Here is a 26,652-nt window from a genome sequence, read left to right on the forward strand (position 1 = left end):
AGGACTACAATTTGGCCTCAAAATAGACTACAAAGTGGCGACTGCTAATCTTATGTTCGCCACTTACATAAGCTTTTAAAGTAGCTACATCGCGATCTGCACTGCGCGGCCAGAAAAAACGCTGTTATCACATGGATACAGCCGCAGTTCTGGCCAGCAACGCCGGCAGTCGCACTCCGATGTAAAAAAAGCCTGTGAGGAATAAAATGAACCATACTCAACTTAGCACCCCGGTCGCAAAAAACCAGTTGCTGCCACGCGCCATGCCGGCGGCGGGCCGGGAGATCAAGATTGCGTCCCGGGTTAGCCTCAGCAGTGCTCAACAAAATGAATTGCTGGCCGCCTTGCCGCGCGCCGCGCTCGAATCGCTGTTCGAAGACCTCGAACTGGTGGAACTGCCGTTCGGCAAGGAACTGTACGCCTACGGCAATCACCTGGAATACAGCTACTTTCCCACCACGGCCATCATTTCGCTGCTGTATGTGATGGAAGATGGCGCCACGACGGAAATCGCCGTCGTCGGCCATGAAGGCGTGGCCGGCGCCTCGCTGCTGGCAGGCGAACGGGCCATGTGCACGGCCGTCGTGCAAAGCGCCGGCTACGGCTACCGCCTCAAGACGCAAAGCCTGCGCGATGCGTTCAACCAGGGCGGCGCCCTGCCCCAGCTGCTGATGCGCTACACCAACGCGCTTTTTGCGCAAATGGCGCAAAACGCCGTCGGCGGCCGCCACAGCTCGATCGAACAAAAGCTGTGCCGCTGGCTGCTGGACCGCCTGGACCGTTCGCCATCGAACGAATTGAAAGTCACGCAGGAACTGATCTCCATCATGCTGGGCGTGCGCCGCGAAAGCATCACGGCCGCCGCCGGCAAGCTGCAGGAAGAAGGCTTGATCCATTATCGCCGCGGCAACATCACGGTGCTGGACCGTGCCGGCCTGGAATGCTATGCGGGCGAATGCTACAAAGTCGCCAAGACGGAATACGACCGCCTGCTGCGCGACGTGTCGCGCTGCTGATCTGCTGCCAAGCCTGGCTGCCGCTTCCCCGGCAGCATGGATAAAAAAAATGGCCGGGCAATTTGCCCGGCCATTTTTTTGCCCCACAATCTTTACGCCTCGGCATCTGCATCGATGCCTTCCGGCTCAGGCGTGAGCGGCAGCGGAATCAAGGCTTCCACGCACGTGCCCTTGCCATCCGGCCCCTGCCGCACGGTGAGCGTGCCACCCAGCAGCAGCGCCCGCTCGCGCATGCCCAGCAAGCCGTGCGACATGGGTTTTTGCAGCGCATCTTCCGTGATGCCGATGCCGTCGTCGATGACGCGCAGCACCAGGCCGTGTTCGTTGCGTTTCAAGGTCACGCTGACCATGCCGGCGCGCGCGTATTTCAGGATGTTGGTCAGCGATTCCTGCACGATGCGGAACAGGGCGATCGTCAGGGTCGCTTCGCGGTTGTCGATGTTGATGGCCACGTCCGTATCGCAGCGCACCGAGCTCATGCGCGCAAAATCCTCGCAATAGCTTTCGATGGCGGCGCACAGGCCCAGGTTGTCCAGCAGGCTGGGACGCAGATCCTCGACGATGCGGCGCTTGAGCTCCACCGTTTCCAGCAGGGTTGCCTTGGCGCGGCGCAATTGCGCCGCCAGTGCCGGCTGCGTCTGCGCCAGCTGCTGGGTGACGGCGCCCAGGTCCATGCTGATCGACGTCAAATTGGCACCCAGCTCATCGTGCAGTTCGCGCGCCAGGCGCGCCTTCTCCACTTCATTGACGCTGATCAAATGCCGCGACAGCACGGATAATTGCTCCGTACGCTTGGTAACCGTCGACTCCAGGTTGTCGTTGGCATTTTGCAATGCATACTCGACGGCCGCGCGGTTCTGGAAACTGCGCCGCACCAGCTGGTAAAACATGATCAGCACGAGGATGGCCAGCGCATTGATGCCGATGCCAAGCAGCACGGCTTTCTGGTACTCGTGGTAAAAGGCGGCGCTGCCGGAAGTCAGCGCTTCATTCTGTTCGCGCGTCATGATCACCACCTGCAGGCGGATCTCGTCCATCGTGGCGCGGTCGTCCGTCACGCGCGAGATATTGACAATCTCGGCCAGCCCGCCCTGCTTGTAGACATCGATCGACTGCTGCAGCATCGACATCTTGCGGCGGATCAAGGTTTTCAGCTGAGTCAGGTTTTTCAGCTGCGTGGGGCTGCCCGCCAGCAAGGTCTGCAACTCATTGAATTCGTTTTCGATTTCCGTGGTGGCCGTCTTCGACGGACCCAGGTAAGTTTCCGAGCCGGAAATGAAATAGCCGCGCAAGCTGCTTTCCGCATCAAGCACGAGCACGTTCAGATACTGCAGGCGGTCGGCCACGCGGGCGCTCTGGCTGAGCAAGGCATTCGTGCCCTTCAGCGACTGCAGATTATGGAAGAGGCTGAAACCATTCAGGACAAGCAGCAAGGCGCAGGTGACGCACAATATCGTCTTGTACAGGGGCAGGCGGTGATTCGGGGCCGGTTCGACGGTGAAATACATCCTGGTGTGCATCCTTAGCAAGGTTCGGCGCGGGAGAGAGCGCCGGCGCCGGCCAATTATAATCCTCGCCACAGACTGCTGCACTGCACAAGTCGTGCCTGGCCCGCATCGCTGAGCGATCATGGTGGCATGATCGCACCGCCACGCTAGTCAAGCAAATTGTTTTTCATTGCGTAATAGGTCAAGTCGCTGTTGGATTGCAAGCCCATTTTTTCCATGATGCGCGTGCGGTAGGTACTCACCGTCTTGATGCTCAGCGACAAGGCGACGCCGATATCAGAGACGGTGGCGCCACGCGCCAGGCGCAGGAAGACCTGAAACTCGCGGTCCGACAATTCCGTATGCAGCGCGGCATTCGTATCGCGGTCGAACGATTGCGCCAGCAACTCGCCCACGGTGGAGCTGACGTAGCGGCGCCCCTGGAACACGGTGCGCACGGCCGTCATCAGCTCGTCCGCCTCGCATTCCTTGTTCAGATAGCCATTCGCGCCCATCTTGAACAGGTTCAGCGCATATTGCTGCGCAGGATAGCCGCTGAGTATCAGCACAGGCAATTCCGGCTGGCCCTGGCGGATCGTGCGCAAGGTATCGATGCCGCTCTGGTCGGGCATGGCGATATCGAGCAACAGCACATCACATATTTCACGGCGGGCGATATCGAGGGCTTCGCGCCCCGTACCGGCTTCCGCCACCACACTGAAATCGCTCGACGACGAAAAAATCTGTTTGAATCCAGCTCGTACTATTTGGTGATCATCACAAATGGCAACGCGTATCATTGTTTCCCCTTAAATTTTCCTGGCCTGGGAAAGACTACCGGAACCTGAACGCTGCTCCGGTTCAGCGTTACTAACAAAAACGCAACATTAACATTATATTCAAAATGGCGCGCGCCGTACGATACCGGCGCTGCAACCATACAGTATAGTATGCCGGTATCGGACAACCCGGCCTATATTGGTACAAATCTTATTTTAGCAAGTTTAAAATCGCAATTAATTCATTGCGTATCCATCCGCGGTCCAGCGGCGCTTCCTGCGGCGCGACCGGTGCGGCGGCCAGCGGCGGCATATCGTCGATCACGGCATGCGCCGCGCCACGGCTGTCAAGCTTGTTGCGCGCGCCGCTGATGGTAAAGCCCTGCTCGTACAGCAGTTCGCGGATGCGCCGTATCAGCAGCACTTCATGGTGCTGATAATAGCGGCGGTTGCCGCGCCGCTTGACCGGCTTGAGCTGCGAGAACTCCTGTTCCCAGTAACGCAGCACATGCGGCTTGACGCCGCACAACTCGCTCACCTCGCCGATCGTGAAGTAGCGCTTGGCCGGAATGGGCGGCAAGGCGATCAACTCGGTTTTACTGATGCGCTCGTTCATCGCCACTCACTCAGGCAGCACGGGCCAGCGGACTGGTCTCTTCGACCATGCTTTTCAGCTTCTGGCTCGCATGAAAGGTAACGACACGGCGTGCCGTGATGGGAATCTCTTCGCCTGTCTTCGGGTTGCGGCCCGGCCGCTGCGGCTTGTCGCGCAGCTGGAAGTTGCCGAAACCCGACAATTTCACGGCTTCGCCCCGCTCCAGCGCATTGCGGATTTCGTCGAAAAAGGTTTCGACCATGTCTTTCGCTTCGCGCTTGTTCAAGCCCACCTGCTCGAACAACAGTTCGGCCAGTTCCGCCTTGGTCAAGGTGGGCAAATCTTTTTCCGCTTCCTGGCGCACCTTGGCAACCAGCATGGCCCGATGCAGATCGGCGGCCAGTGCGGACTGCAGTACGGCGGAATCAACGTCGCTATTATTAATTTTCCTGCCCTGCCTTTTCTGTGCGCCCGAGCCGCCACATGGCGACCCCGTATACGGTTGATGGCGGCTCAGCCGTCACCTGGGGCGACGGCCGATCCGGCAATTACGAACGCAATTTCGCGTCGTGGCCCTGCTTTGCCGCGTCGATCAACACAGCCATCAGGCCATCGACCACATCGTCTTGCAGGGTGTTTTGAGTATCTTGCAAGCTAATCCGGAAAGCAAGGCTTTTTTCATCCGCTTCCAGCCCTTTTCCTCGATATTCATCAAATAAAACAATGGCTTGCACGATACGCGCTGCCGGGCTTGCCTTGGCGGCGGCGTGGAAGCTGTCGAGCAGATCCTGCACGGCCACGGATTGCTTGACGACCACGGCCAGATCGCGGCTGGCGCCAGGGAATTTCGAGATTTCCTGGTACACGGGCACCTTGCGTTGCGTCAGTGCAGCGGCATCGACTTCAAACAGCACGGGCGCCAGCGGCAGGTCATACTTTTGCATCCAGCGCGGGTGCAATTCGCCGATGAAACCGATGACCTTGCCATCGAGCTCCACATTGGCCGAGCGGCCAGGATGCAGGGCCGGGTGCTCCGCCTTGGTGAAGCGCAAGACCAGCGGCGCGAACAGCGCTTCCAGGTCCGCCTTGACGTCGAAGAAGTCGACGGTGCGGGACGGCTGGCCCCACTGCTCGTCCGCCACGGCGCCATATGCCATGGCAGCGACGCGTTTTGGCTGCGCGTAACCGGCCACCGACAAGGGACCGTTTTCCACGCTGTCATCGCGCTGGTAGATGGCGCCCACTTCAAAGATGCGCACGCGACTGGTCTTGCGGTTCAGGTTGTAGCGCACGTTGGCGATCAGGCTGCCGATCAGCGACGAGCGCATCACGCTCATCTGGCTGGCGATCGGGTTCTGCAATTTGATCGGGTTCGTGTTGCCGGAGAAATCGCGCTCCCATGCCGTATCGACAAAGCTCATGTTAACCACTTCCTGGAAGCCCAGGTCGGCCAGCACATGACGCACCGCAAACAGCGAGCGGGTATTTTCCGGCGCGATCTGCATCACGTTCGCGGCCACGGGCGGCAAGGTCGGGATGTTTTCAAAGCCGTACACGCGCGCCACTTCCTCGATCAAGTCTTCCTCGATCTCGATGTCGAAACGGTAGCTGGGCGAGGTCACGGAAAACACGCCGTCCGCCAGGGTGAATGGCAGGGCCAGGCGCGTGAAGATATCGGCGATCAGCGCGTCATCGAGCGGCACGCCGATGACTTTTTGCGCGCGCGCCGTGCGCATGGACACAGGCTGGCGTTGCGGCAGGTTCACCACGTGGTCGTCGACGGGGCCGACGGTGGTCGCCGGCGTGCCGCAAATTTCCACGATCAGCGCCGTGATGCGCTCGATATGCTCGACGGTGGTGGCGAAATCGACGCCGCGCTCGAAACGGTGGGCCGCATCGGTGGAGAAATTCAGGCGGCGCGCGCGGCCTTGAATCGCGTTCGGCCACCAGAATGCCGCTTCCAGGTAGATGCTGTCCGTATCGTCCGAGACGGAACTGGCGTCGCCGCCCATGATGCCGGCCAGGGATTCGATTTCCTGCTCGTCGGCGATGACGCCGATCCACTCGTCGACGGCAACCGTATTGCCGTTCAACAGCTTGACGGACTCGCCGGCCTTGCCCCAACGCACGTCAAGGCTGCCGTGAATTTTCGCCAGGTCGAACACGTGGCTAGGACGGCCCAGTTCCAGCATGACATAGTTGGAAATGTCGACCAGGGCCGACAGGGGACGCTGGCCGCTGCGCTCGAGGCGCTGCTTCATCCAGTCCGGCGTGGCGGCACGGGCATTCAAGCCGCGGATGACGCGGCCCGTGAAGCGGCCGCACAGGTCCGGCGCGCTCACTTTGACGGGCAGGATTTCATCGCTGGTGACGGGCACGGTGCGGAACTGTGGCGCATTCAGGGGCACGCCCGTCAAGGCCGACACTTCGCGCGCCACACCCAGCACGGACAGGCAGTCCGCCTTGTTTGGCGTCAACTTGATGGTGAATTTCAAGTCGTTCAAGGCAAAATAATCGCGGAAATTCTGGCCGATCGGCGCGTCGTCCGGCAATTCCATCAGACCGGCATTTTCTTCCGACAATTTCAGTTCGCGCGCGGAGCACAGCATGCCTTGCGACTCGACGCCGCGCAGCTGGCCCACCTTGATTTCAAACGGCTTGCCATCAGCGCCAGGCGGCAGCACGGCGCCCGCCATGGCGCACACGACTTTCAAGCCCGGGCGCACGTTCGGCGCGCCGCACACGATGTTGAGCATGGTGCCGGTGCCGACATCGACCTGGCACACGTTCAGGCGGTCCGCGTTCGGATGTTTCTCCATCTCCAGGACCAGGCCCACCACCACGTTCGAGAACGGCGGGGCGACGGGATCGACGTCCTCGACTTCCAGACCGGACATGGTCAGCAGATGGGCCAGTTCGTCCGAAGTCATCTTCGGATCGACCATGGTACGGAGCCAGTTTTCGGAAAATTGCATAATCAAGCCTTCAAATGGTCAAAGCTCACAGCGCGAGCGCACAGGCGCTCCAGCGCCATGAATCAAACGGAACAACGCTTAGTTGAATTGCTTCAAGAACCTTAAATCGCCCTCGTAGAACAGGCGCAGGTCGTTGATGCCGTAGCGCAGCATCGTCAAGCGTTCCAGGCCGGAGCCGAAAGCAAAGCCGATGAATTTCTCGGGATCGAGGCCGAAGTTCTTCACCACGGTCGGATGCACCTGGCCGGCGCCCGACACTTCCAGCCAGCGGCCCTTCAACGGACCGGAGCCGAAGGCGATGTCGATCTCGGCCGACGGTTCCGTGAACGGGAAGTACGACGGGCGGAAGCGCACCTGCAGGTCGTCCGTTTCAAAGAAGGCCTTGACGAAGTTCAGGTAAATGCCCTTCAGGTCGGCAAAGCTGATGTCTTCGGCGATCCACAGGCCTTCGACCTGGTGGAACATGGGCGAATGGGTGGCGTCGCTGTCGACGCGGTAGGTGCGGCCCGGCGCGATGACCTTGATCGGCGGCGTGTGCGTGCGCGCATAGCGCACCTGCATCGGGCTCGTGTGCGTGCGCAGCAGCAGTGGCTTGCCATCGGTGTCGTTGCCATCGATGTAGAAGGTGTCCTGCATGGAACGCGCCGGATGGTTTTCCGGGCTGTTGAGCGCCGTGAAGTTGGTCCAGTCATTCTCGATTTCGGGGCCGTCGGCCACGTCGAAACCGATGGAGCGGAAAATTTCCTCAACCCGCTCCCACGTGCGCATCACGGGATGGATGCCGCCGGGCATGCGGCCACGGCCTGGCAGGGTCACGTCGATCGCTTCGGCGTTCAGGCGGCCTTGCATCTGGGCATCGGCCAGCGCATCACGGCGCGCCGTCAGCGCGTCCTCGATCTGCACTTTGACGGCGTTGATCAGGGCGCCTTGCGCCTTGCGCGCGTCCGGGTCCAGCTTGCCCAGGCCCTTCATCATTTCAGTAATCTGGCCAGTCTTGCCCAGGTAGCGGGCTTTGGCGTTTTCAAGTGCGGCAGCGTCTGCGGCGGCGATAAAGTCAGCCTGGGCCGAGACGACGAGTTCTTCTAGGGAGTTCATGCGGCTTTTCCTGTTTTGGAAATCAATCCTGGATTTAGTACACCTATCAAAGCCTGCTGCGCGTCGGGATTTGCGGTCTGCGATGCTCACCGTACTTTCGTACAGCTGCGCTTCTCAACCACAACGTCCTTCCGCTCGCTACGGTTTTGTACGGCGTTGTTAGTAATCTAGAACCCAACAATCAAAAACGGAAACGGGGCACAAGGTTCACACCTCTGCCCCGCTCTTTATAACGTCACCCTACGGATGACGCTGTGCAATGACCGTGCTTACGCAGCGATTTTTGCTTTAACTGCGTTGACAATCGCAGCGAATGCTGGCTTGTCCATCACAGCCATATCGGCCAGGACTTTACGGTCCAGTTCGATATTTGCTTTTTTCAAGCCGTTCATGAATACGCTGTACGTTACGCCATGCTCACGGGAAGCAGCGTTGATACGGGCGATCCACAGGCGGCGGAAAACGCGCTTCTTGTTGCGGCGATCGCGGTAAGCGTATTGGCCAGCGCGCATAACTGCTTGCTTGGCAACACGGTATACACGGCTGCGGCGACCACGGTAGCCTTTAGCTTGAACAAGAATCTTCTTATGACGGGCACGAGCTGTAACCCCACGTTTTACTCTAGGCATAGTAACTCCTTAAATTGAGTGTGAGATTAAGCAGTCGGCATCATGCGCATGACGGATGTGACATCCGATGCGTTGATGTTACGGGTACCGCGCAACTGACGTTTGTTTTTGGTGGTTTTCTTGGTCAGGATGTGGCGTTTGAACGCGTGACCCGACTTGACTGTTCCACCTGGACGCACGCGAAAACGTTTTTTCGCGGAGCTTTTGGTCTTCATTTTAGGCATAGCAATCTGTCCTCTTACGGACAGCTCCATTTATAACAGGATTGCAGGTGGCAACACGACGCTGCGCTTAGATGCCTGCTTTCACATGTTGTGCAGCGGATGCGAGTCCACTACAGTTCACGCGGCCCGGGCATTGCTGACCGGGCCGCGCAAATTCTGCCTGGGGCTTGACGCCGCGCCAATGCTGGCACGCGCAGTTTCCACCCACAGTAAAACGCTATTGTAACTTACTTCTTCTTCTTAGGCGAAAGAACCATGATCATTTGGCGGCCTTCCATCTTCGGGAACTGCTCGACCTGGCCGTACGGCTCCAGATCGGCTTTCAAACGTTCCAGCATGCGGAAGCCAATATCCTGATGCGCCATCTCACGACCGCGGAAACGCAGCGTGATTTTGGTTTTATCACCATCCTCGAGGAACTTGATGAGATTACGCAACTTGATATTGTAGTCACCATCATCAGTCCCCGGACGGAATTTGACTTCCTTCACGAGGATGATCTTTTGCTTCAATTTGGCTTCGTGAGCTTTCTTTTGCTCCGAATACTTAAATTTGCCGTAGTCCATCAAACGGCACACCGGTGGCTGCGCGGTAGGCGCAATTTCCACCAGGTCGACGTTTGCCTCTTCCGCCAGGCGGAAGGCTTCAGCCAAACTTACGATACCGAGTGGCTCGTTATCGACCCCGCTTAAACGCATTTCAGGGGCAGTGATTTCGCCATTGATGCGATGTGACTTGTCAGTAGCTATTGTAATTTCCTTTAAAAATCTTGTAGAACGGTCGTGCAGCGAGTTTCCTCGTCAGGCCTTGGTGTCGACTTCATGTTTGAGTCGCTCTATCAGGGCATCGACGGACATCACGCCCAGATCGACATTGCCCCGCGCCCGCACGGCCACCGTATTGGCATCCCGTTCTTTGTCGCCAATCACTAAGATGTAAGGCAATTTTTGTACGGAATGTTCACGTATTTTATAGGTAATCTTCTCGTTACGCAAATCAGCCTGTACGCGCAGCCCCGCTTTGCGCAGTTTTGTTGTTACTTCTTGTACATAATCAGCTTGAGCGTCGGAAATATTCAACACCGACACTTGCACTGGCGACAACCACAGCGGCATGGCGCCCGCGTAGTGTTCGATCAGGATGCCGATGAAACGTTCCAGCGAACCGACGATCGCGCGATGCAGCATGATCGGCACCTGGCGCGTGTTGTCCACCGCGACATATTCCGCACCCAGACGGCCCGGCATCGATGGATCGATCTGCACGGTACCCACTTGCCATGCGCGGCCCAGGCTGTCCTTAAGGTGATACTCGATCTTCGGACCATAGAATGCGCCCTCGCCCGGCAATTCCGTCCACTCCACGCCACAGGCGCGCAGGGCCGAACGCAGCGATTCTTCCGCCTTGTCCCACGACTCTTCCGTGCCGATGCGGCTATCCGGACGCAAGGCCAGCTTCACATCGATATTCGTGAAGCCGAATGCCGTATACACATCCATCGCCTGCTGGTGGAAAGCCGTCACTTCGGCGGCGATCTGTTCTTCCGTACAGAAGATGTGACCATCATCCTGCGTAAAGCCGCGCACGCGCATCATGCCGTGCAAGGCGCCCGACGGTTCATTGCGGTGGCATTGGCCGAACTCGCCGTAGCGCAATGGCAGGTCGCGGTAGCTGCGCATGCCGTTATTAAAGATCTGCACGTGGCCAGGGCAATTCATCGGCTTCAGCGCATAGGCGCGGTTTTCCGATTCCGTGATGAACATGTTTTCACGGTAGTTATCCCAGTGCCCCGTCTTTTCCCACAGGCCGCGGTCGAGGATTTGCGGCGCCTTGACTTCCTGATAACCATTGACCTGGTAGACATTGCGCATGTATTGCTCGACCTGTTGCCAGATCGACCAGCCCTTCGGATGCCAGAAGATCAGGCCCGGCGCTTCTTCCTGGAAATGGAAGAAATCGAGCTGCTTGCCCAACTTGCGGTGATCGCGCTTTTCCGCCTCTTCCAGGTTATGCAGGTACAGTTCCTGGTCTTCCTTCTTGGCCCAGGCCGTGCCATAGATACGCTGCAGCATCTCGTTTTTCGAGTCGCCGCGCCAGTAGGCACCGGCCAGCTTCATCAGCTTGAAGACTTTCAGCTTGCCCGTCGACGGCACGTGCGGGCCGCGGCACAAGTCCGTGAACTTGCCTTCGGAATACAGCGACACTTCCTGGTCGGCCGGGATCGAACCGATCAATTCAGCCTTGTAGGCTTCGCCGATGCCCTTGAAGTATTCGATGGCCTCATCGCGCGCAACAACCTTGCGCGTGACTTGTTCATCCTTCTTGGCCAATTCCGCCATTTTCTTTTCGATCGCCACCAGGTCTTCCGGCGTGAACGGGCGCTTGTAGGCGAAGTCATAGTAGAAGCCGTTGTCGATCACGGGACCGATGGTCACTTGCGCTTCCGGGAACAATTCCTTGACGGCATACGCCAGCAAGTGGGCCGTCGAATGGCGGATCACTTCCAGGCCATCGGCATCCTTGTCCGTGACAATCGCCAGCTCCGCGTCTTGTTCGATCAGATAGGAAGTATCGACCAGCTTGCCATCAACCTTGCCGGCCAGCGCAGCCTTGGCCAGGCCGGTACCAATATTGGCCGCAACCTGGGCCACGGTGACCGGGCCGTCGAATTGACGGGCGGAACCATCGGGAAGTCGGATTGTAAGCATATTGATCTCCATATCGGCGCTGGCGCCAGGTAAAACTGCAATGTGGTGTGGACTGAAAAACTGAAAGGAAAACGCAGACGCAAAAAAACGCGGACTAGCCGCGTTTTTCACTTTTTTGAGACAAAGGAAACCCGTTCGACTAGCGTCACTCCCAAAGCTTGGTAGTAGTTCGCGGTGTCATAACCGGTTTTACCTTTCTCTCTAACTGCATTCTGGTGGGCGGTGAGGAATTCGAATCCCCGACCCCTTGGATGTCGACCAAGTATTCTAACCAGCTGAACTAACCGCCCGTAAAACTTTATTGACCATTTTATTTCACATGGTCGCTTGCGGCTTGCGCCAGCTTAAAAACCATTTACTGCCAAATTCTGGTGGGCGGTGAGGAATTCGAATCCCCGACCCCTTGGATGTCGACCAAGTATTCTAACCAGCTGAACTAACCGCCCCGAAGACCAGCATTATAGAGAGGCTTTCCCAGAATGACAAGGGCTCTTTTACAGGAAACTTTAATCAGTTCTCCGGGCGTCAGCCGCCTTTATATGGAGAGGGCCCGGCACGCGCGGAATGCCGCTAGAATCGGGGCATGAACTCCACCTTATTAGCCTGGCTGAAAACCCTGAGCCGCGTCTGCGGTTTCGAAACGGCCGACTCCTTCCCGCCCGGCCACCCGTATGCGCGCACGCGCTGGGAAGCCGCCTACTTCGATATCGCCTCCGACGTGAAGCCGGACGAGATCGAACGGCGCATCTGCGCGGCCATCGCCAACACCCCCAGCGTCTTCGCCTATATCACCAATCCAACGCCGCGCATGCAGCGCGCGCTGCTGAACGTGATCCACGACCGGCTGCGACGCCAGCCGGGCGCCGGCGCCACCGACCTGGTGCTGCTGCTGATCAACGCTTATGCGAGCGAGCACATCACGGAAGCCGTGCCCGGTTTGCGCACCCTGATCTTCAATACGCAGCACGAAGACACGAATCTGCGCGTGCATGCCATCCTGGAATTGCTGGTGGGCACGCCTCGCGGACTCGATGTCATCGACATGTAGGCGTCAGGCGTGATTGGCGGGAACATGGCGCGCCCGCAGGCGCACGAACGGCGTTTCCACCACTGCATATAAGAGCCAGCCCGCGGCGATGCTGAACGCTATCATCACCAGCATCGCGCACAGGCTGTCCGGCCCGTAGCCCAACTCCTGCAATGTGGGCCGCAGCAGGATGCACACCTGCTTGTGCAGCAAATAGATCGCGTATGACCACAAGGCCAGGCTGGCCGCGCCGGGCACGCGCACCTTGTACAGCACGCTGCCCGGGCTCAGCGCGGCGATCAGCAGCAAGCTGAAACTGGCGGCCAGGGCCGGATAGCCGAACACCGTCACCCCATAGCCATAGTGATCGGTAAGAAACACATAAAACATCAGCGCCGTGCCGGCAATTCCCGCCAGCAAAGTGCGGTTGCCATGCGCTGTCAGGCGCGCCCAGGCGGCCGGGTGGAAATTTTTCAGCAGCGCCAGCGCCACGCCCGCCACCAGCTCGTCGAAGCGGCACCACGAGGCATAGTAGATGTACTTGTAATAGCCGAGGCCACCGTACGGCCGTTGCACATACTCATCCCACAGGTAGGCGCGCACCAGCATGCCCACGATAAAACTGGCAGCCACGGCCACCCACGCCCACAGCAGCGACCTGCGGCAAGCGGCAACACCCATGGCCACGGCCGGCAGCAGCACATAAAACTGCTCTTCCACGCACAAGGACCAGGCATGTGAAAACGCCGTGCCCGGCGTCAGGTTGATGTTTTGCGTAAAGGTGAGAAATTTCCACAGCGGCAGCAGCGCGCTGTCGCCGCGAAATGCGGGCCATAAATAATACAGGGCCAGCACGACATAAAAATTGGGCAAGGTGCGCAGGAAACGGCGCGCATAGAAACGCGGCAAGGAAAAGCCGTTCTCGCTGCGCAGGGCCGCGAAAATCTGGTTGCCGATCAAGTAGCCACTGAGAGCAAAGAACAGGTCCACGCCCGCCCAGCCGATCTCCCCCCAGAAGCCAAAGGCGCCGCCATCGCTGACGAACAGCAGATAATGGTTCATGAACACGAGCACGATGGCCAGCGCGCGCAGGGTATCGAGGCCGTACAGGCGGGAAGGAGGGGAAGAGCTGGGCATGGAATCGGCAAGGAAAGACAACGGTGGCGCCGATCATGCCATGCCGGAGTGGGCTATGGGTACCCTCCTGGCCACATTTTTACGGGCGCCCGCCGCGAATCCCGCTAAAATATGCCGACCCCGCTTTCCCTTCCCTGATACAGCATAGGATATGTCCAGCATGAGCAGCGCACTCCACTTCAAATCCATCAACTACACGGGCCAGGGCAGCGGCCCGCGCCTGATCGTCACGGGCGCCGTGCACGGCAATGAAACCTGCGGCACCAAGGGCATCGAACGCGTGATGGCTGAACTCGACAGCGGCGCCCTCTCCATCCTGGCCGGCAGCGTGACGTTCGTGCCCATCACCAACCCGCTGGCCTACGCCAAAGGCGTGCGCAGCGGCGACCGCAACCTGAACCGCAACCTGTTCCCGAACGACAATCCGCAAGATTTCGAAGACCGCATCGCCAATTGGCTGTGCCCCTTGCTGGGCCAGCACGACGTGCTGCTGGACTTGCATTCGTTTAATGCCGACAGCCAGCCTTTCGTGATGGTTGGTCCGCGCAACAACGACGGCCCGCTGCAACCGTTCCAGCACGAAGAAAAGGAACGCGCACTGGCGCGCCGCCTGGGCGTGCGCCGCTTCGTCGATGGCTGGCTGCAAACGTATGGCGCGGGCGTACAGCGCCGCCTGGGCAGCAGCGACCAGGTCGGCATGGTCCTGCGCTATGGCGTGGGCACGACGGAATACATGCGCTCGACGGGCGGCTATGCGCTGACCCTGGAATGCGGCCAGCACGCGGACCCGGCCGCGCCGGACGTCGCCTATCGCGCCATCATGAACACCCTCGCCTTCCTCGGCTTCATCGACGCGCCGCAGCCGGAGCCGATCGCGGACGCCGACATGGAAGCGCTGAACATGGTGGTGGTGCACGACAAGCTGCACGCGGACGACCGTTTCATCAAAACCTGGTCCAGCTTTGACAAGGTCAAACAGGGCGAGCAGATCGGCGTGCGCGCGGACGGCACGCCCGTGACGGCCGAATTCGACGCCTATATCCTCTTCCCGGACGTCAACGCGCAAGCCAATGCGGAGTGGTATTACCTGGCGCGCGTGGCCGGCAGTTTTTGATCAGTGTCCGACGGACTTGGAAAACAGGTTAATCACCAGCACGCCGGCAATGATCAGCCCCAGGCCGATCAGCGCCGGCGCATCGAGGCTTTGCTTGAACCAGAACCAGCCGACGGCGGAAATGAGGACGATGCCCACGCCGGACCAGATCGCGTACACGATACCGGTGGGAATGACTTTCAAGGTCAGCGACAGGCACCAGAAGGCGATGCCGTAGCCGATCACGGTGATGACGCTGGGCCACAGCCGGCTGAAACCCTCGGATGCCTTCAAGGCGCTGGTGGCGATGACCTCCGCAATGATGGCGATGGCCAGATAGAAATACGTCATGCCCAAGCTCATGCGACAGTCCCTTCCAGGCAAGTAAAGACAGACAACAACGCCCTGCCCGTCCGCCGCCAGATCATGCCGGCGGCACGACGGCGCAGGGCGCGTCAAGAAAGAGTTACTGAGGGCTGAGCAGTTTCAAGCCCAGGATACCGGATACGATCAAGGCGATGCAGGCGATGCGCGCGGCGCTGGCCGGTTCGCCCAAGACCATGATGCCGAAAATGGCCGTGCCCACGGTGCCGATGCCCGTCCAGATGGCGTACGCCGTGCCCAGCGGCAAGGTACGCAAGGCCAGGCCCAGCATCACTACGCTGCCGATCATGGATATGGCTGTCAACACGGATGGCACGAGGCGGGTAAAGCCGGCGCTGTATTTGAGGCCGATGGCCCAGCCGATTTCCAGCAAACCGGCCAATACCAAGATTATCCACGCCATTTTATTCTCCCGAGGCGGCAGGGTCGTCCCCGCCATGCAGCCCCGTCATCGAGCGGGGTCGTCCCCGCAGGAGCAAAAGCGCGAGTATACCATCGGCCGGAAACCCTTGCCGTCAGCACACTATTGCTAGTGCCGCCGCTCCAATCAAATGTTGCCAAAAAACATGCCAATGACAGCATAATGGCTGCACCACTCACTTTCAGGAACAACGATGCTGCTACTGGCCCAGATCCTCACCGCCATCATCCTGCTGCTGCACGTATATATCGTGCTGCTGGAAACGCTCCTCTTCGACTCGCGCGGGCGCAAGGTCTTTGGCCTGAGCAAGGAAAAGGCGGATATCGTGCGTCCCGCCATGTCCAACCAGGGCTGCTACAACGGCTTCCTCGTCGCCGCGCTGGCGCTGGGATTTTTCCATCCGGATGCGGCCATCGCCCATGCTTTCACCATATTCGGCCTGGCGTGCATCGCCGTCGCGGGACTGTGGGGCGCAGCCACCGTCATGACGCGCATCCTGTACCTGCAGACAGTACCTGCCGTCGTCGCCCTGCTGCTGTTCCACTTCGCCTGATTCCTGCCGGGCGGCCCTGGCGGCCACCTGGCGCCAGCCTTCCCTGAAAAATCCACGCGCCGGCACGTTTTTTACTTATATCGTAATATACCGATATTGAAATTCATAAAAGACGATACATATATCGCCTACAGACGAACATCGATCAGGAGAAACACCATGGACATCGACGCCATCCACAAGGCGCTGGCCAATCCCGTGCGGCGACAGATTCTGCAATGGCTGAAGGAGCCGGAGCGGCATTTCGCACAGCAAGACCATCCGCTCGACTTCGGCGTCTGTGCCGGGCTGATCGACCGCAAGCTGGGCTTGTCGCAATCGACGGTGTCCGCCCACCTGGCCACCTTGCAAAAGGCCGGCTTGATTTCCGCCAGAAAAGTCGGGCAATGGAGTTTCTTCAAACGCAATGAAGACACCATCCAGGCCTTTCTGGAGCATATGCAGCAAGGTTTGTAACCGTAGCCCCATCCACATCGCCGTCCGCGGCACTCTCGACAGGAAAGATAGCACCCATGGCAACCTTATTCGACCCCATTACCATTGGCAGCCTGCAACTGAAAAACCGCATCATCATGGCGCCGCTGACGCGTTCGCGCGCCGGCAACCCGGGCCGCGTGCCCAACGCCCTGATGGCCGAGTACTACGCGCAGCGCGCCTCGGCCGGCATGATCATCTCGGAAGCGACGGCCATCACGCCGCAGGGCGTGGGCTATGCCGACACGCCGGGCATCTGGTCCGATGAACAGGTGGAAGGCTGGAAACACATCACCCAGGCCGTGCATGAGGCCGGCGGCTTGATCGTGCTGCAACTGTGGCACGTGGGCCGCATTTCCGCGCCCGTTTTCCTCGACGGCGACTTGCCCGTGGCGCCCAGCGCCATCAAGCCGGCCGGCCATGTGAGTCTGTTGCGCCCGAAACAGGAATTCGTCACGCCGCGCGCGCTCGATACGCAGGAAATCCCCGGCATCGTGGCCGCCTATCGCCTGGGCGCCGAAAATGCGAAAAAAGCCGGCTTCGACGGCGTGGAAATTCATGGCGCCAACGGTTACCTGCTCGACCAGTTCCTGCAAGACAGCACCAACCAGCGCACGGACAACTATGGCGGCTCGATTGAGAACCGTGCCCGCCTGATGCTGGAAGTAACGGACGCGTGCATAGCCGTGTGGGGTGCGGACAAGGTCGGCATGCACCTGGCGCCGCGCCGCGATTCGCACGACATGGGCGACTCCAATCCACGCGCCACCTTCGGCTACGTGGCGCGCGAACTGGGCAAGCGCGGCATCGCCTTCATCTGTGCGCGCGAAGCGCTCGGCGACGACCGCCTGGGCCCGTATCTGAAGCAGGAATTCGGCGGCGTGTACATCGCCAATGAAAAAATGGACAAGGCAGCCGCCGAAGCCTTGCTGGCCAAGGGTGAAGCCGATGCCGTGGCCTTTGGCCTGTGGTTCATCGCCAACCCGGACTTGCCGATCCGCCTGCGCAGCGACGCGCCATTGAATCCGCTGAATGCGGAGACCCTGTACGCGCCCGATGCGGCCGGTTACACGGATTACCCGGCACTAGCGCAGGCGTAAGCAGGCCTGGCGCTACCCAGGCGTCACTGCTTGGGGCTTTGCTTGGGTCTTACTACCCGGGTAGCAGCTCAGCAGCCGCGCCCTCCCCTGGCGGCGGGCGCAACGATACAATCGCCGCTCACCGCCTGACGATCGCGGCGCCCGCCATTTGACTTGCCGCCGTTTGTGAAAAGTTTAACGCCAGCGGTGGCGCGCCGGACGTGCCGGCCGGCGCGCCTGCGCACTGCTGAAGACGCGGTAGATCACCTCGGCCGGCACGGCATGCTCGCGCAGGTACGCCGTCGCCACCGTCCTGCCCAAGGCATGGTGGAAGGCAACGCCGCGCTCGACGAGTTCGGCCATCACCTTGTCTGTCCTGACATTGTCCCCATTATTATCCCCATTCAACACATCAATGTTGTTTTTCATGCCATGGCTCCGTGTCTGGTGGATCAGCACTGCATCAAGTTTTGACAACATGGCACGCATTTAGTGCCCGGCACCGAGCCAAAACATGGCTAAAATGGCAGTAGCAACGGCCCCGACCCCGCATGGATAGCGGCCCCGGCTGCTTGTCGCCACCGCCAGCCCCGTATAGAATGCCTGCGCAGAATTTTTGCTTCAAGCAATGGCCAGCCGCGCCACTGCCCAAGAACAGAGACAAGCACATATATAAAGGGTATCAATGGACGATTTATTTGTACAAGCAAGCGATTTGCCGACCTGGCACCAGCGCTGCGCGCTGCGGGTGCTGCATCTGTTCGGCTGGCGCATGCGCTTTCGCCCCTTGCCCGGACCGCGCGGCATCGCCGTCGTGTATCCGCATACCTCGAACTGGGATTTCATGGTGGGCCTGTTCGGCAAATGGGCCCTGTCGCTGCCGTTCCGCTGGCTGGCCAAGGATTCGCTGTTCCGTGGCCCGCTGGGCAAGGTGCTGCGCTACCTGGGCGGCGAACCCGTCGACCGCAGCACCACCAGCGGCACCATCCAGCGCCAGGCCGAGCGCATGCTGGCGGCCGACTGGTACTGGCTGGCCATCACCCCCGAAGCGACGCGCAGCTACCGCCCCAGCTGGAAGAGCGGCTTTTACCACCTGGCGCTGGCCGCCAAGGTGCCACTGTTGCTGGTCTACATAGACTATCCAAACAAGGTGCTGGGCGTGGTCGACCATCTGTATCTGACGGGCGACAAGGAAGCGGACATGGCCGCCATTGCCGCCGTGTATGCAGGCCACCAGGGCTTGCACCCGGAAAACGCGGCGCCCATCGTGCTGTCCGAGCGCCGGCCGAATTAATTCATTCCCATCAGCACCATGCCGGCCGCCGTCAAGGCCACGCCGGCCAGGCGCAGCACGCGCTCGGCCAGAACCTGGCCGATGAAACGTCCCGCAAACAACAGGGTGGCCGAGGCCAGCATGAAGCCGAAAGCGGCCGAGGCAGCCGGCAATTCCTGGCCATGCGCATTCCCATGCGCCAAGGCAAACACCCCCACGAGCAACATGCCTAGCCAGTTCGGCACGGCCAGCGCCAGCGCAATGGCCAGCCCCACCAGCGCCACCGTGGCGGCAATGCCCGTTTCCAGTCCGGGAACCGTCAAGCCCGCCATGCCGGCCAGCGCGCCGAGCAGCATCATGCCGAGAAACGTGAGCGGCTGCGCCAGGCCGCGGCGCTGCTGGCCGCCCCAGATGCCCACGCCCAGCATGGCCAGCAAATGATCGATGCCCGTGAACGGATGCGCCAGGCCTGCCAGGAAGCCGGCGCTGTCGCCATGGCCGGGATGCGCCATCGCCGGCAGGGCCAGCAGGCACAGTGCGGCCACGGCCGCTGTTTGTTTCATCAGTCTTGCGTTCATTGCAGCTCCTGCTTCGGTTGATCGAGCAAACCTTGCTCGCGGATAAAATCAATCACCACCTGCACGCCGTCGCCGCTGCGCAGGTTGGTGAAGACGAAGGGGCGCTCGCCGCGCATGCGCTTCGCGTCCTGCCCCATCACGTCCAGGTTGGCGCCCACATACGGTGCCAGGTCCGTCTTGTTAATGATCAGTAAATCGGAGCGCGTGATGCCAGGGCCTCCCTTGCGCGGGATCTTTTCACCGCCGGCCACGTCGATCACGTAGATCGTCAGGTCCGACAATTCCGGACTGAAGGTGGCGGCCAGGTTATCCCCGCCCGATTCGACCAGGATCAGGTCGAGAGCGGGGAAATCCGCCTGCATGCGCGCGATTGCTTCCAGGTTGATGGACGCGTCCTCGCGGATGGCCGTGTGCGGACAGCCACCCGTCTCCACGCCCATCAGGCGCTCGGCCGGCAAGGCATCCGCGCGCAGCAGGATTTCCATGTCTTCCTTGGTGTAGATGTCATTCGTGATGACGGCCATGTCGTAGCGCTCGCGCATGCCCTTGCACAGCATTTCGCACAGGGCCGTCTTGCCCGAGCCGACGGGGCCGCCGATGCCCACGCGCAGCGGATTGGAGGTAATCGAAGTCATGTCATGGTCTCTCGTTGTAGTGTTCAGGAGCGGTACAGCCGGCTGTACTGCACTTCGTGCCGCATCGACAGCAAGGACAGGCCGGGCGCCCAGTTGCCCATCTCGTCGTCGTGCAAGGTTTGCGCCGTGAGGGCCGCCGCTTCCAGGTCGGGCCGCAGGGACAGCAGCAATCGCTGGCCCGCCACCTGCCCCAGCGGCACGGATTTCACGCACACCAGCACCTGGTTTTCCGCCCAGGCGAACAGCATGGCCAGCAGCGCTTGCTCGCGCGGAATCGCCAGCGCCGCCACGGCGCAGGCATACGCGGTGGGCAAGGCCACCTCCGGCTGGCCCTGCAGCATGTCGATCAGGACACCGTCGGCCACGCCCAGTTCGGCCAGCAATTTGGTCAGCGAATAGCCCATCTGGATGGTCTCGGCGCGAAATTCCGCCGTGTCGCGCGAAGCGATGAAGCGCTCGCTCCAGCGCTGCACGGCGCGCAGGTCCTGCTCTTCAAACGCCTGCATCAAGCGCCAGCACAGGGGTGCTTCCCAGCGCGCCACCACCTGCGCCAGATGCTGCGCGATCCAGTCGCGCGCCGTGGCCGCGTCATGTACCAGGCCGGATTCCAGCGCCGCTTCCAGTCCCTGCGAATAGCTGTAGGCGCCGATCGGCAAGGCGGGACTGGCGAACTGCAGCAAATGCAGCAGGGCCGACGCCTGCATCATGCAGTGTCACCGGGGCGGTGGATTTTCTGCCGCAGCGGCACGGGCGCCAGCAAGTGCTGGCCGTGGCCGTCGTGGTGGCCATGGCCGCCGCCGTACGCGCCCGCTTCCGGCTCGAACGGCGCGTTCTCCTCCGTCACCAATGCCTGCAAGCCTTCCAGCATTTCCTTCAATACCGGGTCCTTGCGGATGCGCAGAAAGCCATCGCCCACCTGCGCCTGCGTGTGGCGGTTGCCCAGGTGAAAAGCGCAGCGCAGCAGGGACTGCGCGTCACGGCAGCGCACCAGATAGGTCGGCTCGCGCGCGGCGACGATCTGCACCACCTGCCCTTCCGGCCCCGTCATGCGCTCGCCGTCGCGCAGCACCGTGCCGCGCACGGTAAACACGGCCACTTCGCCGCCGTTCGACAGCACGGCGCGCAGCCGGCATTTTTCGCGCTGGTCGTAGGGCAGCACCAGTTGCGCCACGGCGGCGCGCTGATCGTCCGCCGCCAGTTTGGTATGCAAAGTGAGCATGATGTCTCCTGCCTAAAATAGAAAATAGCGCTGCGCCATGGGCAGCACGCTGGCCGCCTCGCACACCAGCAGCTGGCCGTCGGCGCGCACGGCGTAGGTTTCGGGGTCCACTTCCATATGCGGCGTGGCGCTGTTGTGGATCATGTCGTGCTTGCGCAAGCCGCGCATGTTTTTCACGGCGATGACGGATTTATTCAATTTGAGCTGATGCCCGATATCGAGGTCGTAAGCCGCCTGCGAGACGAAGGTAAACGACTTTTTCAGGCCGCCGCCAAAGGCGCCGAACATCATGCGATAGTGCACGGGCTGCGGCGTGGGAATCGAGGCATTCGGGTCGCCCATCTGCGCGGCGGCGATCATGCCGCCCTTTAAAATCATCGATGGCTTGACGCCGAAGAAGGCGGGCTTCCACAGCACGATGTCGGCGATCTTGCCCGCCTCGATGGAGCCCACCACGTGCGATATCCCGTGCGTGATGGCCGGGTTGATCGTGTACTTGGCGATGTAGCGCTTGGCGCGGAAATTGTCGCTGCGCGCCGTGTCGGGCGCCAGCGCGCCGCGCTGCACCTTCATCTTGTGCGCCGTCTGCCACGTGCGCATGATCACTTCGCCCACCCGCCCCATGGCTTGCGAATCGGACGACATCATCGAAATGGCGCCGATGTCGTGCAGGATATCCTCGGCGGCGATGGTTTCGCGGCGGATGCGCGACTCGGCAAAGGCCACGTCTTCGGCAATGGCCGGGTCCAGGTGGTGGCACACCATCAGCATGTCCAGGTGCTCGTCGAGCGTGTTGACGGTGAACGGGCGCGTCGGGTTGGTCGAGGAGGGCAGCACGTTGGCCTGCCCGACGGCGGCGATGATGTCCGGCGCATGGCCGCCGCCCGCCCCTTCCGTGTGAAAAGTGTGGATGGTGCGGTCCTTGAAGGCGGCCAGGGTGTGCTCCAGGAATCCTCCCTCGTTGAGGGTATCGCTGTGCAGCGCCACCTGGATATCCATGCGTTCCGCGACGCTCAGGCAGTTGTCGATGGCGGCCGGCGTGCTGCCCCAGTCCTCGTGCAGTTTCAGGCCGATGGCGCCCGCGCGCACCTGCTCTTCCAGCGGCAGCGGCAGGCTGACGTTGCCTTTGCCCATGAAGCCCAGGTTCATGGGAAAGGCGTCGGCGGCCGCCAGCATGGCGTGCAAATGCCACGGTCCCGGCGTGCAGGTGGTGGCGGCGGTGCCCACGGCCGGTCCCGTGCCGCCGCCCAGCATGGTGGTCACGCCGCTCATCAGGGCTTCCTCGATCTGCTGCGGGCAGATGAAGTGGATGTGCGTGTCGACGCCGCCGGCCGTGACGATCATGCCTTCGCCGGCGATGATCTCCGTGGCGCCGCCGATGGCCAGGGTCACGCCGGGCTGGATATCCGGGTTGCCCGCCTTGCCGATGCCGAAAATCAGCCCGTTTTTCAGGCCGATGTCGGCTTTCACGATGCCCCAGTGGTCGAGGATCACGGCGTTCGTGATGACGGTGTCCATCACCTCGGCCGCGCAGCGCTGCGACTGGCCCATGCCGTCGCGGATCACCTTGCCGCCGCCGAACTTCACTTCTTCGCCGTAGATGGCGTAGTCATGCTCGATTTCGATGAACAGGTCCGTGTCGGCCAGGCGGATGCGGTCGCCCTTGGTGGGGCCGAACATCTCGGCATAGGCGCTGCGGGGTATACTGGCCATCTCAATCCTTTCCCGGTGGCGTAGCTTGCAATTCGCCCATCACTTCGCCATTGAAGCCGAAGACCTTGCGTTCGCCCGCCAGCGCCACCAGTTCCACGGTGCGCTGCTGGCCCGGCTCAAAGCGCACGGCGGTGCCGGCCGTGATATTGAGGCGCATGCCGTAGGCGCGCCAGCGCTCGAACGACAGCGCCGGGTTGACCTCGAAAAAGTGGAAATGCGAGCCCACCTGGATCGGCCGGTCGCCCCGGTTCGCCACCACCACGGTCGCCGTGGCGCGGCCCGCATTGATGCTGATTTCGCCTTCTTCCAATCTGTATTCGCCTGGTGTCATGATGGTTTCCTTCGTCTATGCGCCCTACACTGGCCGGCGGATCGCCGGCGCGACACAGGCACGGCGCGGATGGCGCCCTGCCATGCAATGAAAACTACGGTATCGGATGATGCACGGTCACCAGCTTGCTGCCGTCGGGGAAGGTCGCTTCCACCTGGATGTCGGGGATCATCTCGGCGATGCCGTCCATGACGTCGCCGCGCGAAAGGATCTTCGTGCCGTCCGACATCAGCTGCGCCACCGACTTGCCGTCGCGCGCCCCTTCCATGATGGCCGCGCTGATCAGGGCCACCGCTTCCGGGTAGTTCAGCTTCAGGCCGCGCGCCAGGCGCCGTTCGGCCAGCAGCGCGGCGGTAAAAATGAGCAGCTTGTCTTTTTCGCGGGGAGTCAGGTCCATGTCTTTCCTTGTGATGTCAGGTATTCCAGCTGCGCGGAACAACCGCGTCGCGCCCCAGCATGGCGGGGCGCAGCAGCTGCCAGGCGGCCAGCATGATGCGGCGCGCCGCCTCGCTGTCGGCGCACAGCAGGCGCACCACCACCAGCGATTTCATCTGCGTGGCGCCAAATGCGGCGCCGGCCGGCACGGCGATCCCGCGCACGGCCGCCAGCACGGCCGGCGCAATGGGCATGCCGACGGCGATCAGGGTGGCGCACACCGTGTGGCCCGCCAGGCCCAGCGGGCTGGCCATCAGCGCGCCGCCGGCCGCCAGCACGCCCTGCTCCCACCACAGCAGCTTGCCGCCGCGGCGGATCTGCACCTGCTGGCTGATGCTGCCGCTATTGAACACTTCGCCCGAGGCGCTGCGGCCCAGGCAGACGATGTCGCAGCCGATGTAGCTGGCGTCCGGCGCCAGTTCCACCGTGTGGCGCAGGCGCACGCAGGCCTGGTCGAAGAAGATGCTCTCCTGCGGCAGCCACTCGATGGCCGCGCCGCTGCCTGCGCGCAGCGCGATGCGCTGGCCCGAGACGTGGCCGTTGGCGCGGTACCATTTGGCCGCGCCCGGCGAGGTGAGGAACGCGTGCGCGCCATCGCCGACGGTGGCGTCGACGGCCAGCTGGTCGCCGCCCACCACGCCGCCGGGCGGATGGATGATGATGGCGTGGCAGACGCCATCGCCTTCCGGATACAGGGGCTTTTGCACGCGCAGGGGACCGCTGTGCGTGCGCTCGACGAGGCGGCTGACGCCATCGTGCAGCGCAAAGCCCAGGCGCAGATGCGCCTGCCAGGCGCTGTGGGCGCTGGCGTCAGAAGGCGTGGCGAAATGGGGGCGGTCTGGCATGCACTGCAATCGTGTAAATAACGATCAACAAAGCAGAAAATGTGCCAGTTACGACGGGGGCCGGCAATTGGCGGCGCGGCGCGCTGTCCAGGAAGGAAAAAGTGAGAATCGTGCACCGTGAAATGGCGGGCGCACCACCGTGGTGCGCCCGCCACGCCCGGCGCATGCTAGGCAGTCACGGTGCCGCCAGGTACGGGCTCTTGCCGCCGTCGGCGATGAAGCCGTCGATGCGCCGTTCCAGCACGGGCAGCGGCACCGACCCCATTTCCAGCACCATGTCGTGGAAGGCGCGGATGTCGAAGTGCTCGCCCAGCGCCATTTCCGCCTTGCGGCGGCCATCGAGGATGGCCATCTCGCCCAGGTAGTAGGACAGCGCCTGGCCCGGCCAGGAGATATAGCGGTCCACCTCCGTCTCGATTTCATGCGCGGACAAGGCCGTGTTCTCGTGCAGATAGGCCTGCGCCTGCGCGCGCGTCCAGTCCTGCGCGTGGATGCCCGTGTCGACCACCAGGCGCGCGGCGCGCCAGGCCTGGTAACTGAGCATGCCGAAGGTTTCATAGGCATTCTCGTAGATGCCCATCTCGGCGCCCAGGCGCTCGCAGTACAGTGCCCAGCCTTCGCCATACGCGGAGATGTAGGCGCGGCGGAAGGCCGGCCGGCCCTTCTGCTCCAACGCCACGGGCATCTGGAAGGCGCGGCCAGGCGCCGATTCGTGCAGGGTCAGCGCCGGCATGCTGTACAGGGGCCGCGATGGCAAATCATAGGTATTGACCAGGTAGACGCCCGGCCCGCCGCGGCCCGACGTGTAATGGGGCGCCTGCTCGTCCGGCACGGGGATGATGGCAAAGCGCTGGCGTGGCAGGTAGCCGAAATACTGCGCCGCCTTGGCATCGAACTTCTTGGCCACCCAGGCTGAGCGCATCAGCAGCTCTTGCGGCGTGCGCGCATAGAATTGCGGATCGCTGCGCAAGAATTGCAGGAAGGCGGCAAAGTCGCCCTTGAAGCCCGTCTGCGCGATGGTGGCGCCCATCTCGGCGCGGATCTTCTCCATCTCGCGCAGGCCGATGGCGTGGATCTGCGCCGCGCTCATGTCCGTGGTGGTAAATTCCGTGATCTTCGACTGGTAGTACGCCTTGCCGTCGGGCAGGCGTTCGGCAGCCAGGGTCATGGCCGCGCCGGGAATATACACGTCGCGCATGAAGGCCAGCAGCTCGCCGAACGCCGGCATGACGGCGTCGCGGATGGCTTGCACGGCGGCGGCGCGCAAGGCCGATTGTTCCTGCGCCGGCATGCTGGCCGGCAGCTGCCGCAAGGGCTGGTAATACAGGGTCGCCCGCGCATCGGCCGCGTTGGCCACGTCGGCCAGCGCCTGCTCGCGCCCCGCCAGCGTCACGCGCGGCGGCGTGAAACCGCGCCGCAGGCCGGCGCGCATATTTTCCATCTGCTCGCTGAAATAGCGCGGCACGTCATTGAGCTGCGCGATGTAGGCGCGGTAGTCGGCGCTGGTGCGCAGCGGCTTGCGGGCAGCATATGCCAGGTCATTCCAGAAAGCCGTATCGGCATTGAGGGGGCGCTCATACTCGCGGAACTGCTGCGCCGCCAGCAAGGCCGCCACCTGCGCGCGGTAGACGGCGAAGTTGACGCCATCGTCGCCCGCCAGGCTGGCGGAATCGAGCGCATCGAGCTGCGCCAGCACGCGCGCCCAGTAGTCGCGGCGCTTTTCCTGCGTGGCCGCGTCCACGCGTGGCAGGCCGGCGTCCAGCTTCTGCTCCTGGCGCCATTGCCATTCGGCGCCATAAATCTGCAGGAACTGGCCAGCGGCGCCCGCAGGCGGCACGGTGTCGGTGGCTGCCGCGGCAGCGCCGCCGAACAGCATGCATGCGCCCAGCAGCGCGGGGATCAGTCTTTTCACGGAATACTTGCCCAAGAGAAAAAAGAGCCAGCATA

The 26,652-nt window shown here is 61.7% G+C and carries 30 protein-coding genes and 2 tRNA genes; 7 read left to right on the forward strand and 25 right to left on the reverse strand.

Annotated elements, in window-relative coordinates; all coding sequences use genetic code 11:
- The first annotated feature begins 206 nt into the window (after nt 1-206).
- Nucleotides 207-1,016, forward strand: coding sequence for a Crp/Fnr family transcriptional regulator (locus tag ACZ92H_RS05885; RefSeq protein ID WP_131373111.1), 810 nt, complete (start codon nt 207-209; stop codon nt 1,014-1,016).
- A gap of 92 nt (nt 1,017-1,108) precedes the next feature.
- Here the strand turns inward: ACZ92H_RS05885 and ACZ92H_RS05890 are convergent, their stop codons facing one another.
- The 12 genes from ACZ92H_RS05890 to ACZ92H_RS05945 form a co-directional block, all read right to left on the reverse strand.
- Entirely contained in the window at nt 1,109-2,524 is a 1,416-nt protein-coding gene (locus ACZ92H_RS05890; RefSeq protein ID WP_131373110.1) for a sensor histidine kinase, read from the reverse strand.
- Between the two features lie 146 nt (nt 2,525-2,670).
- The gene (locus ACZ92H_RS05895) at nt 2,671-3,303 is read right to left on the reverse strand and encodes a response regulator (protein WP_034783185.1); all 633 of its coding nucleotides are present in this window, start codon (nt 3,301-3,303) and stop codon (nt 2,671-2,673) included.
- 190 nt (nt 3,304-3,493) lie between these two features.
- The gene (locus ACZ92H_RS05900) at nt 3,494-3,898 is read right to left on the reverse strand and encodes a MerR family transcriptional regulator (protein WP_131373109.1); all 405 of its coding nucleotides are present in this window, start codon (nt 3,896-3,898) and stop codon (nt 3,494-3,496) included.
- A 10-nt stretch (nt 3,899-3,908) separates the two neighbouring features.
- Nucleotides 3,909-4,256, reverse strand: a complete 348-nt coding sequence (locus ACZ92H_RS05905) for an integration host factor subunit alpha (protein ID WP_010399205.1) — start codon at nt 4,254-4,256, stop codon at nt 3,909-3,911.
- A gap of 169 nt (nt 4,257-4,425) precedes the next feature.
- Nucleotides 4,426-6,852, reverse strand: a complete 2,427-nt coding sequence (gene pheT, locus ACZ92H_RS05910) for a phenylalanine--tRNA ligase subunit beta (RefSeq protein WP_465048670.1) — start codon at nt 6,850-6,852, stop codon at nt 4,426-4,428.
- A 78-nt stretch (nt 6,853-6,930) separates the two neighbouring features.
- Nucleotides 6,931-7,947: a phenylalanine--tRNA ligase subunit alpha gene (pheS, locus tag ACZ92H_RS05915; protein ID WP_092794222.1), complete on the reverse strand. Its 1,017-nt coding sequence runs from the start codon at nt 7,945-7,947 to the stop codon at nt 6,931-6,933.
- Between the two features lie 269 nt (nt 7,948-8,216).
- A complete protein-coding gene (rplT, locus tag ACZ92H_RS05920; RefSeq protein ID WP_010399214.1) occupies nt 8,217-8,576 on the reverse strand; it encodes a 50S ribosomal protein L20 in 360 nt (119 codons plus the stop codon).
- Nucleotides 8,577-8,602: 26 nt separating this feature from the next.
- Entirely contained in the window at nt 8,603-8,800 is a 198-nt protein-coding gene (rpmI, locus tag ACZ92H_RS05925) for a 50S ribosomal protein L35 (RefSeq protein ID WP_038493025.1), read from the reverse strand.
- A 227-nt stretch (nt 8,801-9,027) separates the two neighbouring features.
- Nucleotides 9,028-9,588: a translation initiation factor IF-3 gene (gene infC, locus ACZ92H_RS05930; RefSeq protein WP_374755240.1), complete on the reverse strand. Its 561-nt coding sequence runs from the start codon at nt 9,586-9,588 to the stop codon at nt 9,028-9,030.
- Between the two features lie 12 nt (nt 9,589-9,600).
- On the reverse strand, nt 9,601-11,508 hold the full coding sequence (gene thrS / locus ACZ92H_RS05935; RefSeq protein ID WP_131373107.1) for a threonine--tRNA ligase: 1,908 nt from the start codon (nt 11,506-11,508) through the stop codon (nt 9,601-9,603).
- Nucleotides 11,509-11,721: 213 nt separating this feature from the next.
- Nucleotides 11,722-11,798, reverse strand: a tRNA-Val gene (locus ACZ92H_RS05940).
- Nucleotides 11,799-11,877: 79 nt separating this feature from the next.
- Nucleotides 11,878-11,954 (reverse strand) — tRNA-Val (locus ACZ92H_RS05945).
- 137 nt (nt 11,955-12,091) lie between these two features.
- On the opposite strand from ACZ92H_RS05945, the gene ACZ92H_RS05950 reads away from it, so the two are divergent.
- Nucleotides 12,092-12,556, forward strand: coding sequence for a hypothetical protein (locus ACZ92H_RS05950; protein WP_465048671.1), 465 nt, complete (start codon nt 12,092-12,094; stop codon nt 12,554-12,556).
- Between the two features lie 3 nt (nt 12,557-12,559).
- On the opposite strand, the gene ACZ92H_RS05955 is transcribed toward ACZ92H_RS05950, so the two are convergent.
- The gene (locus ACZ92H_RS05955; RefSeq protein WP_465048672.1) at nt 12,560-13,672 is read right to left on the reverse strand and encodes an acyltransferase family protein; all 1,113 of its coding nucleotides are present in this window, start codon (nt 13,670-13,672) and stop codon (nt 12,560-12,562) included.
- 151 nt (nt 13,673-13,823) lie between these two features.
- Here ACZ92H_RS05955 and ACZ92H_RS05960 point away from each other — a divergent pair, with 151 nt between their 5' ends.
- Nucleotides 13,824-14,786 (forward strand): M14 family metallopeptidase, encoded by a 963-nt coding sequence (locus tag ACZ92H_RS05960; protein ID WP_465048673.1) that lies wholly within the window; start codon nt 13,824-13,826, stop codon nt 14,784-14,786.
- Here ACZ92H_RS05960 and ACZ92H_RS05965 read toward each other — a convergent pair whose 3' ends face one another.
- Complete coding sequence (locus tag ACZ92H_RS05965) at nt 14,787-15,116, reverse strand: SMR family transporter (RefSeq protein WP_131373239.1); 330 nt, start codon at nt 15,114-15,116, stop codon at nt 14,787-14,789.
- 115 nt (nt 15,117-15,231) lie between these two features.
- Nucleotides 15,232-15,552 (reverse strand): quaternary ammonium compound efflux SMR transporter SugE, encoded by a 321-nt coding sequence (sugE, locus tag ACZ92H_RS05970; protein WP_465048674.1) that lies wholly within the window; start codon nt 15,550-15,552, stop codon nt 15,232-15,234.
- A 211-nt stretch (nt 15,553-15,763) separates the two neighbouring features.
- Here sugE and ACZ92H_RS05975 point away from each other — a divergent pair, with 211 nt between their 5' ends.
- The 3 genes from ACZ92H_RS05975 to ACZ92H_RS05985 all read left to right on the forward strand — a co-directional run bounded on the left by ACZ92H_RS05975 (nt 15,764) and on the right by ACZ92H_RS05985 (nt 17,697).
- Nucleotides 15,764-16,123: a DUF1304 domain-containing protein gene (locus ACZ92H_RS05975; protein WP_465048675.1), complete on the forward strand. Its 360-nt coding sequence runs from the start codon at nt 15,764-15,766 to the stop codon at nt 16,121-16,123.
- Between the two features lie 159 nt (nt 16,124-16,282).
- Nucleotides 16,283-16,579 carry an ArsR/SmtB family transcription factor gene (locus ACZ92H_RS05980; RefSeq protein ID WP_131373102.1) on the forward strand — a complete coding sequence of 99 codons (297 nt, stop codon included), beginning with the start codon at nt 16,283-16,285 and terminating at the stop codon, nt 16,577-16,579.
- 56 nt (nt 16,580-16,635) lie between these two features.
- On the forward strand, nt 16,636-17,697 hold the full coding sequence (locus tag ACZ92H_RS05985) for an alkene reductase (RefSeq protein ID WP_465048676.1): 1,062 nt from the start codon (nt 16,636-16,638) through the stop codon (nt 17,695-17,697).
- A 174-nt stretch (nt 17,698-17,871) separates the two neighbouring features.
- On the opposite strand, the gene ACZ92H_RS05990 is transcribed toward ACZ92H_RS05985, so the two are convergent.
- On the reverse strand, nt 17,872-18,105 hold the full coding sequence (locus ACZ92H_RS05990; RefSeq protein ID WP_131373100.1) for a hypothetical protein: 234 nt from the start codon (nt 18,103-18,105) through the stop codon (nt 17,872-17,874).
- A gap of 256 nt (nt 18,106-18,361) precedes the next feature.
- On the opposite strand from ACZ92H_RS05990, the gene ACZ92H_RS05995 reads away from it, so the two are divergent.
- Nucleotides 18,362-18,970, forward strand: a complete 609-nt coding sequence (locus ACZ92H_RS05995) for a 1-acyl-sn-glycerol-3-phosphate acyltransferase (protein WP_131373099.1) — start codon at nt 18,362-18,364, stop codon at nt 18,968-18,970.
- Here the strand turns inward: ACZ92H_RS05995 and ACZ92H_RS06000 are convergent.
- The 9 genes from ACZ92H_RS06000 to ACZ92H_RS06040 form a co-directional block, all read right to left on the reverse strand.
- A complete protein-coding gene (locus ACZ92H_RS06000) occupies nt 18,967-19,527 on the reverse strand; it encodes a HupE/UreJ family protein (protein ID WP_465048677.1) in 561 nt (186 codons plus the stop codon). The genes ACZ92H_RS05995 and ACZ92H_RS06000 overlap by 4 nt on opposite strands.
- A complete protein-coding gene (ureG, locus tag ACZ92H_RS06005) occupies nt 19,524-20,162 on the reverse strand; it encodes an urease accessory protein UreG (RefSeq protein WP_131373098.1) in 639 nt (212 codons plus the stop codon). The genes ACZ92H_RS06000 and ureG overlap by 4 nt, the downstream gene beginning before the upstream one ends.
- A 23-nt stretch (nt 20,163-20,185) precedes the next feature.
- A complete protein-coding gene (locus ACZ92H_RS06010; RefSeq protein ID WP_131373237.1) occupies nt 20,186-20,866 on the reverse strand; it encodes an urease accessory protein UreF in 681 nt (226 codons plus the stop codon).
- Nucleotides 20,866-21,381 carry an urease accessory protein UreE gene (gene ureE, locus ACZ92H_RS06015; protein WP_131373097.1) on the reverse strand — a complete coding sequence of 172 codons (516 nt, stop codon included), beginning with the start codon at nt 21,379-21,381 and terminating at the stop codon, nt 20,866-20,868. Before ureE ends, ACZ92H_RS06010 begins: the two co-directional genes overlap by 1 nt.
- Before the next feature lie 12 nt (nt 21,382-21,393).
- A complete protein-coding gene (gene ureC / locus ACZ92H_RS06020; protein WP_465048678.1) occupies nt 21,394-23,094 on the reverse strand; it encodes an urease subunit alpha in 1,701 nt (566 codons plus the stop codon).
- Between the two features lies 1 nt (nt 23,095).
- Nucleotides 23,096-23,425: an urease subunit beta gene (locus tag ACZ92H_RS06025; RefSeq protein WP_131373095.1), complete on the reverse strand. Its 330-nt coding sequence runs from the start codon at nt 23,423-23,425 to the stop codon at nt 23,096-23,098.
- Between the two features lie 94 nt (nt 23,426-23,519).
- A complete protein-coding gene (locus ACZ92H_RS06030; protein ID WP_131373094.1) occupies nt 23,520-23,822 on the reverse strand; it encodes an urease subunit gamma in 303 nt (100 codons plus the stop codon).
- Between the two features lie 16 nt (nt 23,823-23,838).
- Nucleotides 23,839-24,705, reverse strand: coding sequence for an urease accessory protein UreD (locus tag ACZ92H_RS06035; protein ID WP_465048679.1), 867 nt, complete (start codon nt 24,703-24,705; stop codon nt 23,839-23,841).
- A gap of 175 nt (nt 24,706-24,880) precedes the next feature.
- Nucleotides 24,881-26,617 (reverse strand): DUF885 domain-containing protein, encoded by a 1,737-nt coding sequence (locus tag ACZ92H_RS06040; RefSeq protein WP_465048680.1) that lies wholly within the window; start codon nt 26,615-26,617, stop codon nt 24,881-24,883.
- Nucleotides 26,618-26,652: the final 35 nt, after the last annotated feature.

The sequence above is a fragment of the Janthinobacterium foliorum genome (assembly GCF_978021625.1).

Excerpts from the sequence above, each read along its gene's own strand:
- ACZ92H_RS05955 (WP_465048672.1), bottom strand. The coding sequence starts at position 13,672 with ATGCCCAGCTCTTCCCCTCCTTCCCGCCTGTACGGCCTCGATACCCTG.
- sugE (WP_465048674.1), bottom strand. The coding sequence starts at position 15,552 with ATGGCGTGGATAATCTTGGTATTGGCCGGTTTGCTGGAAATCGGCTGG.
- ACZ92H_RS05960 (WP_465048673.1), top strand. The coding sequence starts at position 13,824 with ATGTCCAGCATGAGCAGCGCACTCCACTTCAAATCCATCAACTACACG.
- ACZ92H_RS06000 (WP_465048677.1), bottom strand. The coding sequence starts at position 19,527 with ATGAACGCAAGACTGATGAAACAAACAGCGGCCGTGGCCGCACTGTGC.
- ureG (WP_131373098.1), bottom strand. The coding sequence starts at position 20,162 with ATGACTTCGATTACCTCCAATCCGCTGCGCGTGGGCATCGGCGGCCCC.
- ACZ92H_RS05965 (WP_131373239.1), bottom strand. The coding sequence starts at position 15,116 with ATGACGTATTTCTATCTGGCCATCGCCATCATTGCGGAGGTCATCGCC.
- ACZ92H_RS05995 (WP_131373099.1), top strand. The coding sequence starts at position 18,362 with ATGGACGATTTATTTGTACAAGCAAGCGATTTGCCGACCTGGCACCAG.
- ACZ92H_RS06025 (WP_131373095.1), bottom strand. The coding sequence starts at position 23,425 with ATGACACCAGGCGAATACAGATTGGAAGAAGGCGAAATCAGCATCAAT.
- ACZ92H_RS05895 (WP_034783185.1), bottom strand. The coding sequence starts at position 3,303 with ATGATACGCGTTGCCATTTGTGATGATCACCAAATAGTACGAGCTGGA.
- ACZ92H_RS05905 (WP_010399205.1), bottom strand. The coding sequence starts at position 4,256 with ATGCTGGTTGCCAAGGTGCGCCAGGAAGCGGAAAAAGATTTGCCCACC.
- ACZ92H_RS05950 (WP_465048671.1), top strand. The coding sequence starts at position 12,092 with ATGAACTCCACCTTATTAGCCTGGCTGAAAACCCTGAGCCGCGTCTGC.
- ureC (WP_465048678.1), bottom strand. The coding sequence starts at position 23,094 with ATGGCCAGTATACCCCGCAGCGCCTATGCCGAGATGTTCGGCCCCACC.
- ACZ92H_RS05885 (WP_131373111.1), top strand. The coding sequence starts at position 207 with ATGAACCATACTCAACTTAGCACCCCGGTCGCAAAAAACCAGTTGCTG.
- ACZ92H_RS05980 (WP_131373102.1), top strand. The coding sequence starts at position 16,283 with ATGGACATCGACGCCATCCACAAGGCGCTGGCCAATCCCGTGCGGCGA.
- ACZ92H_RS06035 (WP_465048679.1), bottom strand. The coding sequence starts at position 24,705 with ATGCCAGACCGCCCCCATTTCGCCACGCCTTCTGACGCCAGCGCCCAC.
- ACZ92H_RS05900 (WP_131373109.1), bottom strand. The coding sequence starts at position 3,898 with ATGAACGAGCGCATCAGTAAAACCGAGTTGATCGCCTTGCCGCCCATT.
- ACZ92H_RS06030 (WP_131373094.1), bottom strand. The coding sequence starts at position 23,822 with ATGGACCTGACTCCCCGCGAAAAAGACAAGCTGCTCATTTTTACCGCC.
- ACZ92H_RS05890 (WP_131373110.1), bottom strand. The coding sequence starts at position 2,524 with ATGTATTTCACCGTCGAACCGGCCCCGAATCACCGCCTGCCCCTGTAC.
- ACZ92H_RS05985 (WP_465048676.1), top strand. The coding sequence starts at position 16,636 with ATGGCAACCTTATTCGACCCCATTACCATTGGCAGCCTGCAACTGAAA.
- ACZ92H_RS05975 (WP_465048675.1), top strand. The coding sequence starts at position 15,764 with ATGCTGCTACTGGCCCAGATCCTCACCGCCATCATCCTGCTGCTGCAC.
- rpmI (WP_038493025.1), bottom strand. The coding sequence starts at position 8,800 with ATGCCTAAAATGAAGACCAAAAGCTCCGCGAAAAAACGTTTTCGCGTG.
- pheS (WP_092794222.1), bottom strand. The coding sequence starts at position 7,947 with ATGAACTCCCTAGAAGAACTCGTCGTCTCGGCCCAGGCTGACTTTATC.
- thrS (WP_131373107.1), bottom strand. The coding sequence starts at position 11,508 with ATGCTTACAATCCGACTTCCCGATGGTTCCGCCCGTCAATTCGACGGC.
- ureE (WP_131373097.1), bottom strand. The coding sequence starts at position 21,381 with ATGCTCACTTTGCATACCAAACTGGCGGCGGACGATCAGCGCGCCGCC.
- rplT (WP_010399214.1), bottom strand. The coding sequence starts at position 8,576 with ATGCCTAGAGTAAAACGTGGGGTTACAGCTCGTGCCCGTCATAAGAAG.
- ACZ92H_RS06010 (WP_131373237.1), bottom strand. The coding sequence starts at position 20,866 with ATGCAGGCGTCGGCCCTGCTGCATTTGCTGCAGTTCGCCAGTCCCGCC.
- ACZ92H_RS05990 (WP_131373100.1), bottom strand. The coding sequence starts at position 18,105 with ATGAAAAACAACATTGATGTGTTGAATGGGGATAATAATGGGGACAAT.
- pheT (WP_465048670.1), bottom strand. The coding sequence starts at position 6,852 with ATGCAATTTTCCGAAAACTGGCTCCGTACCATGGTCGATCCGAAGATG.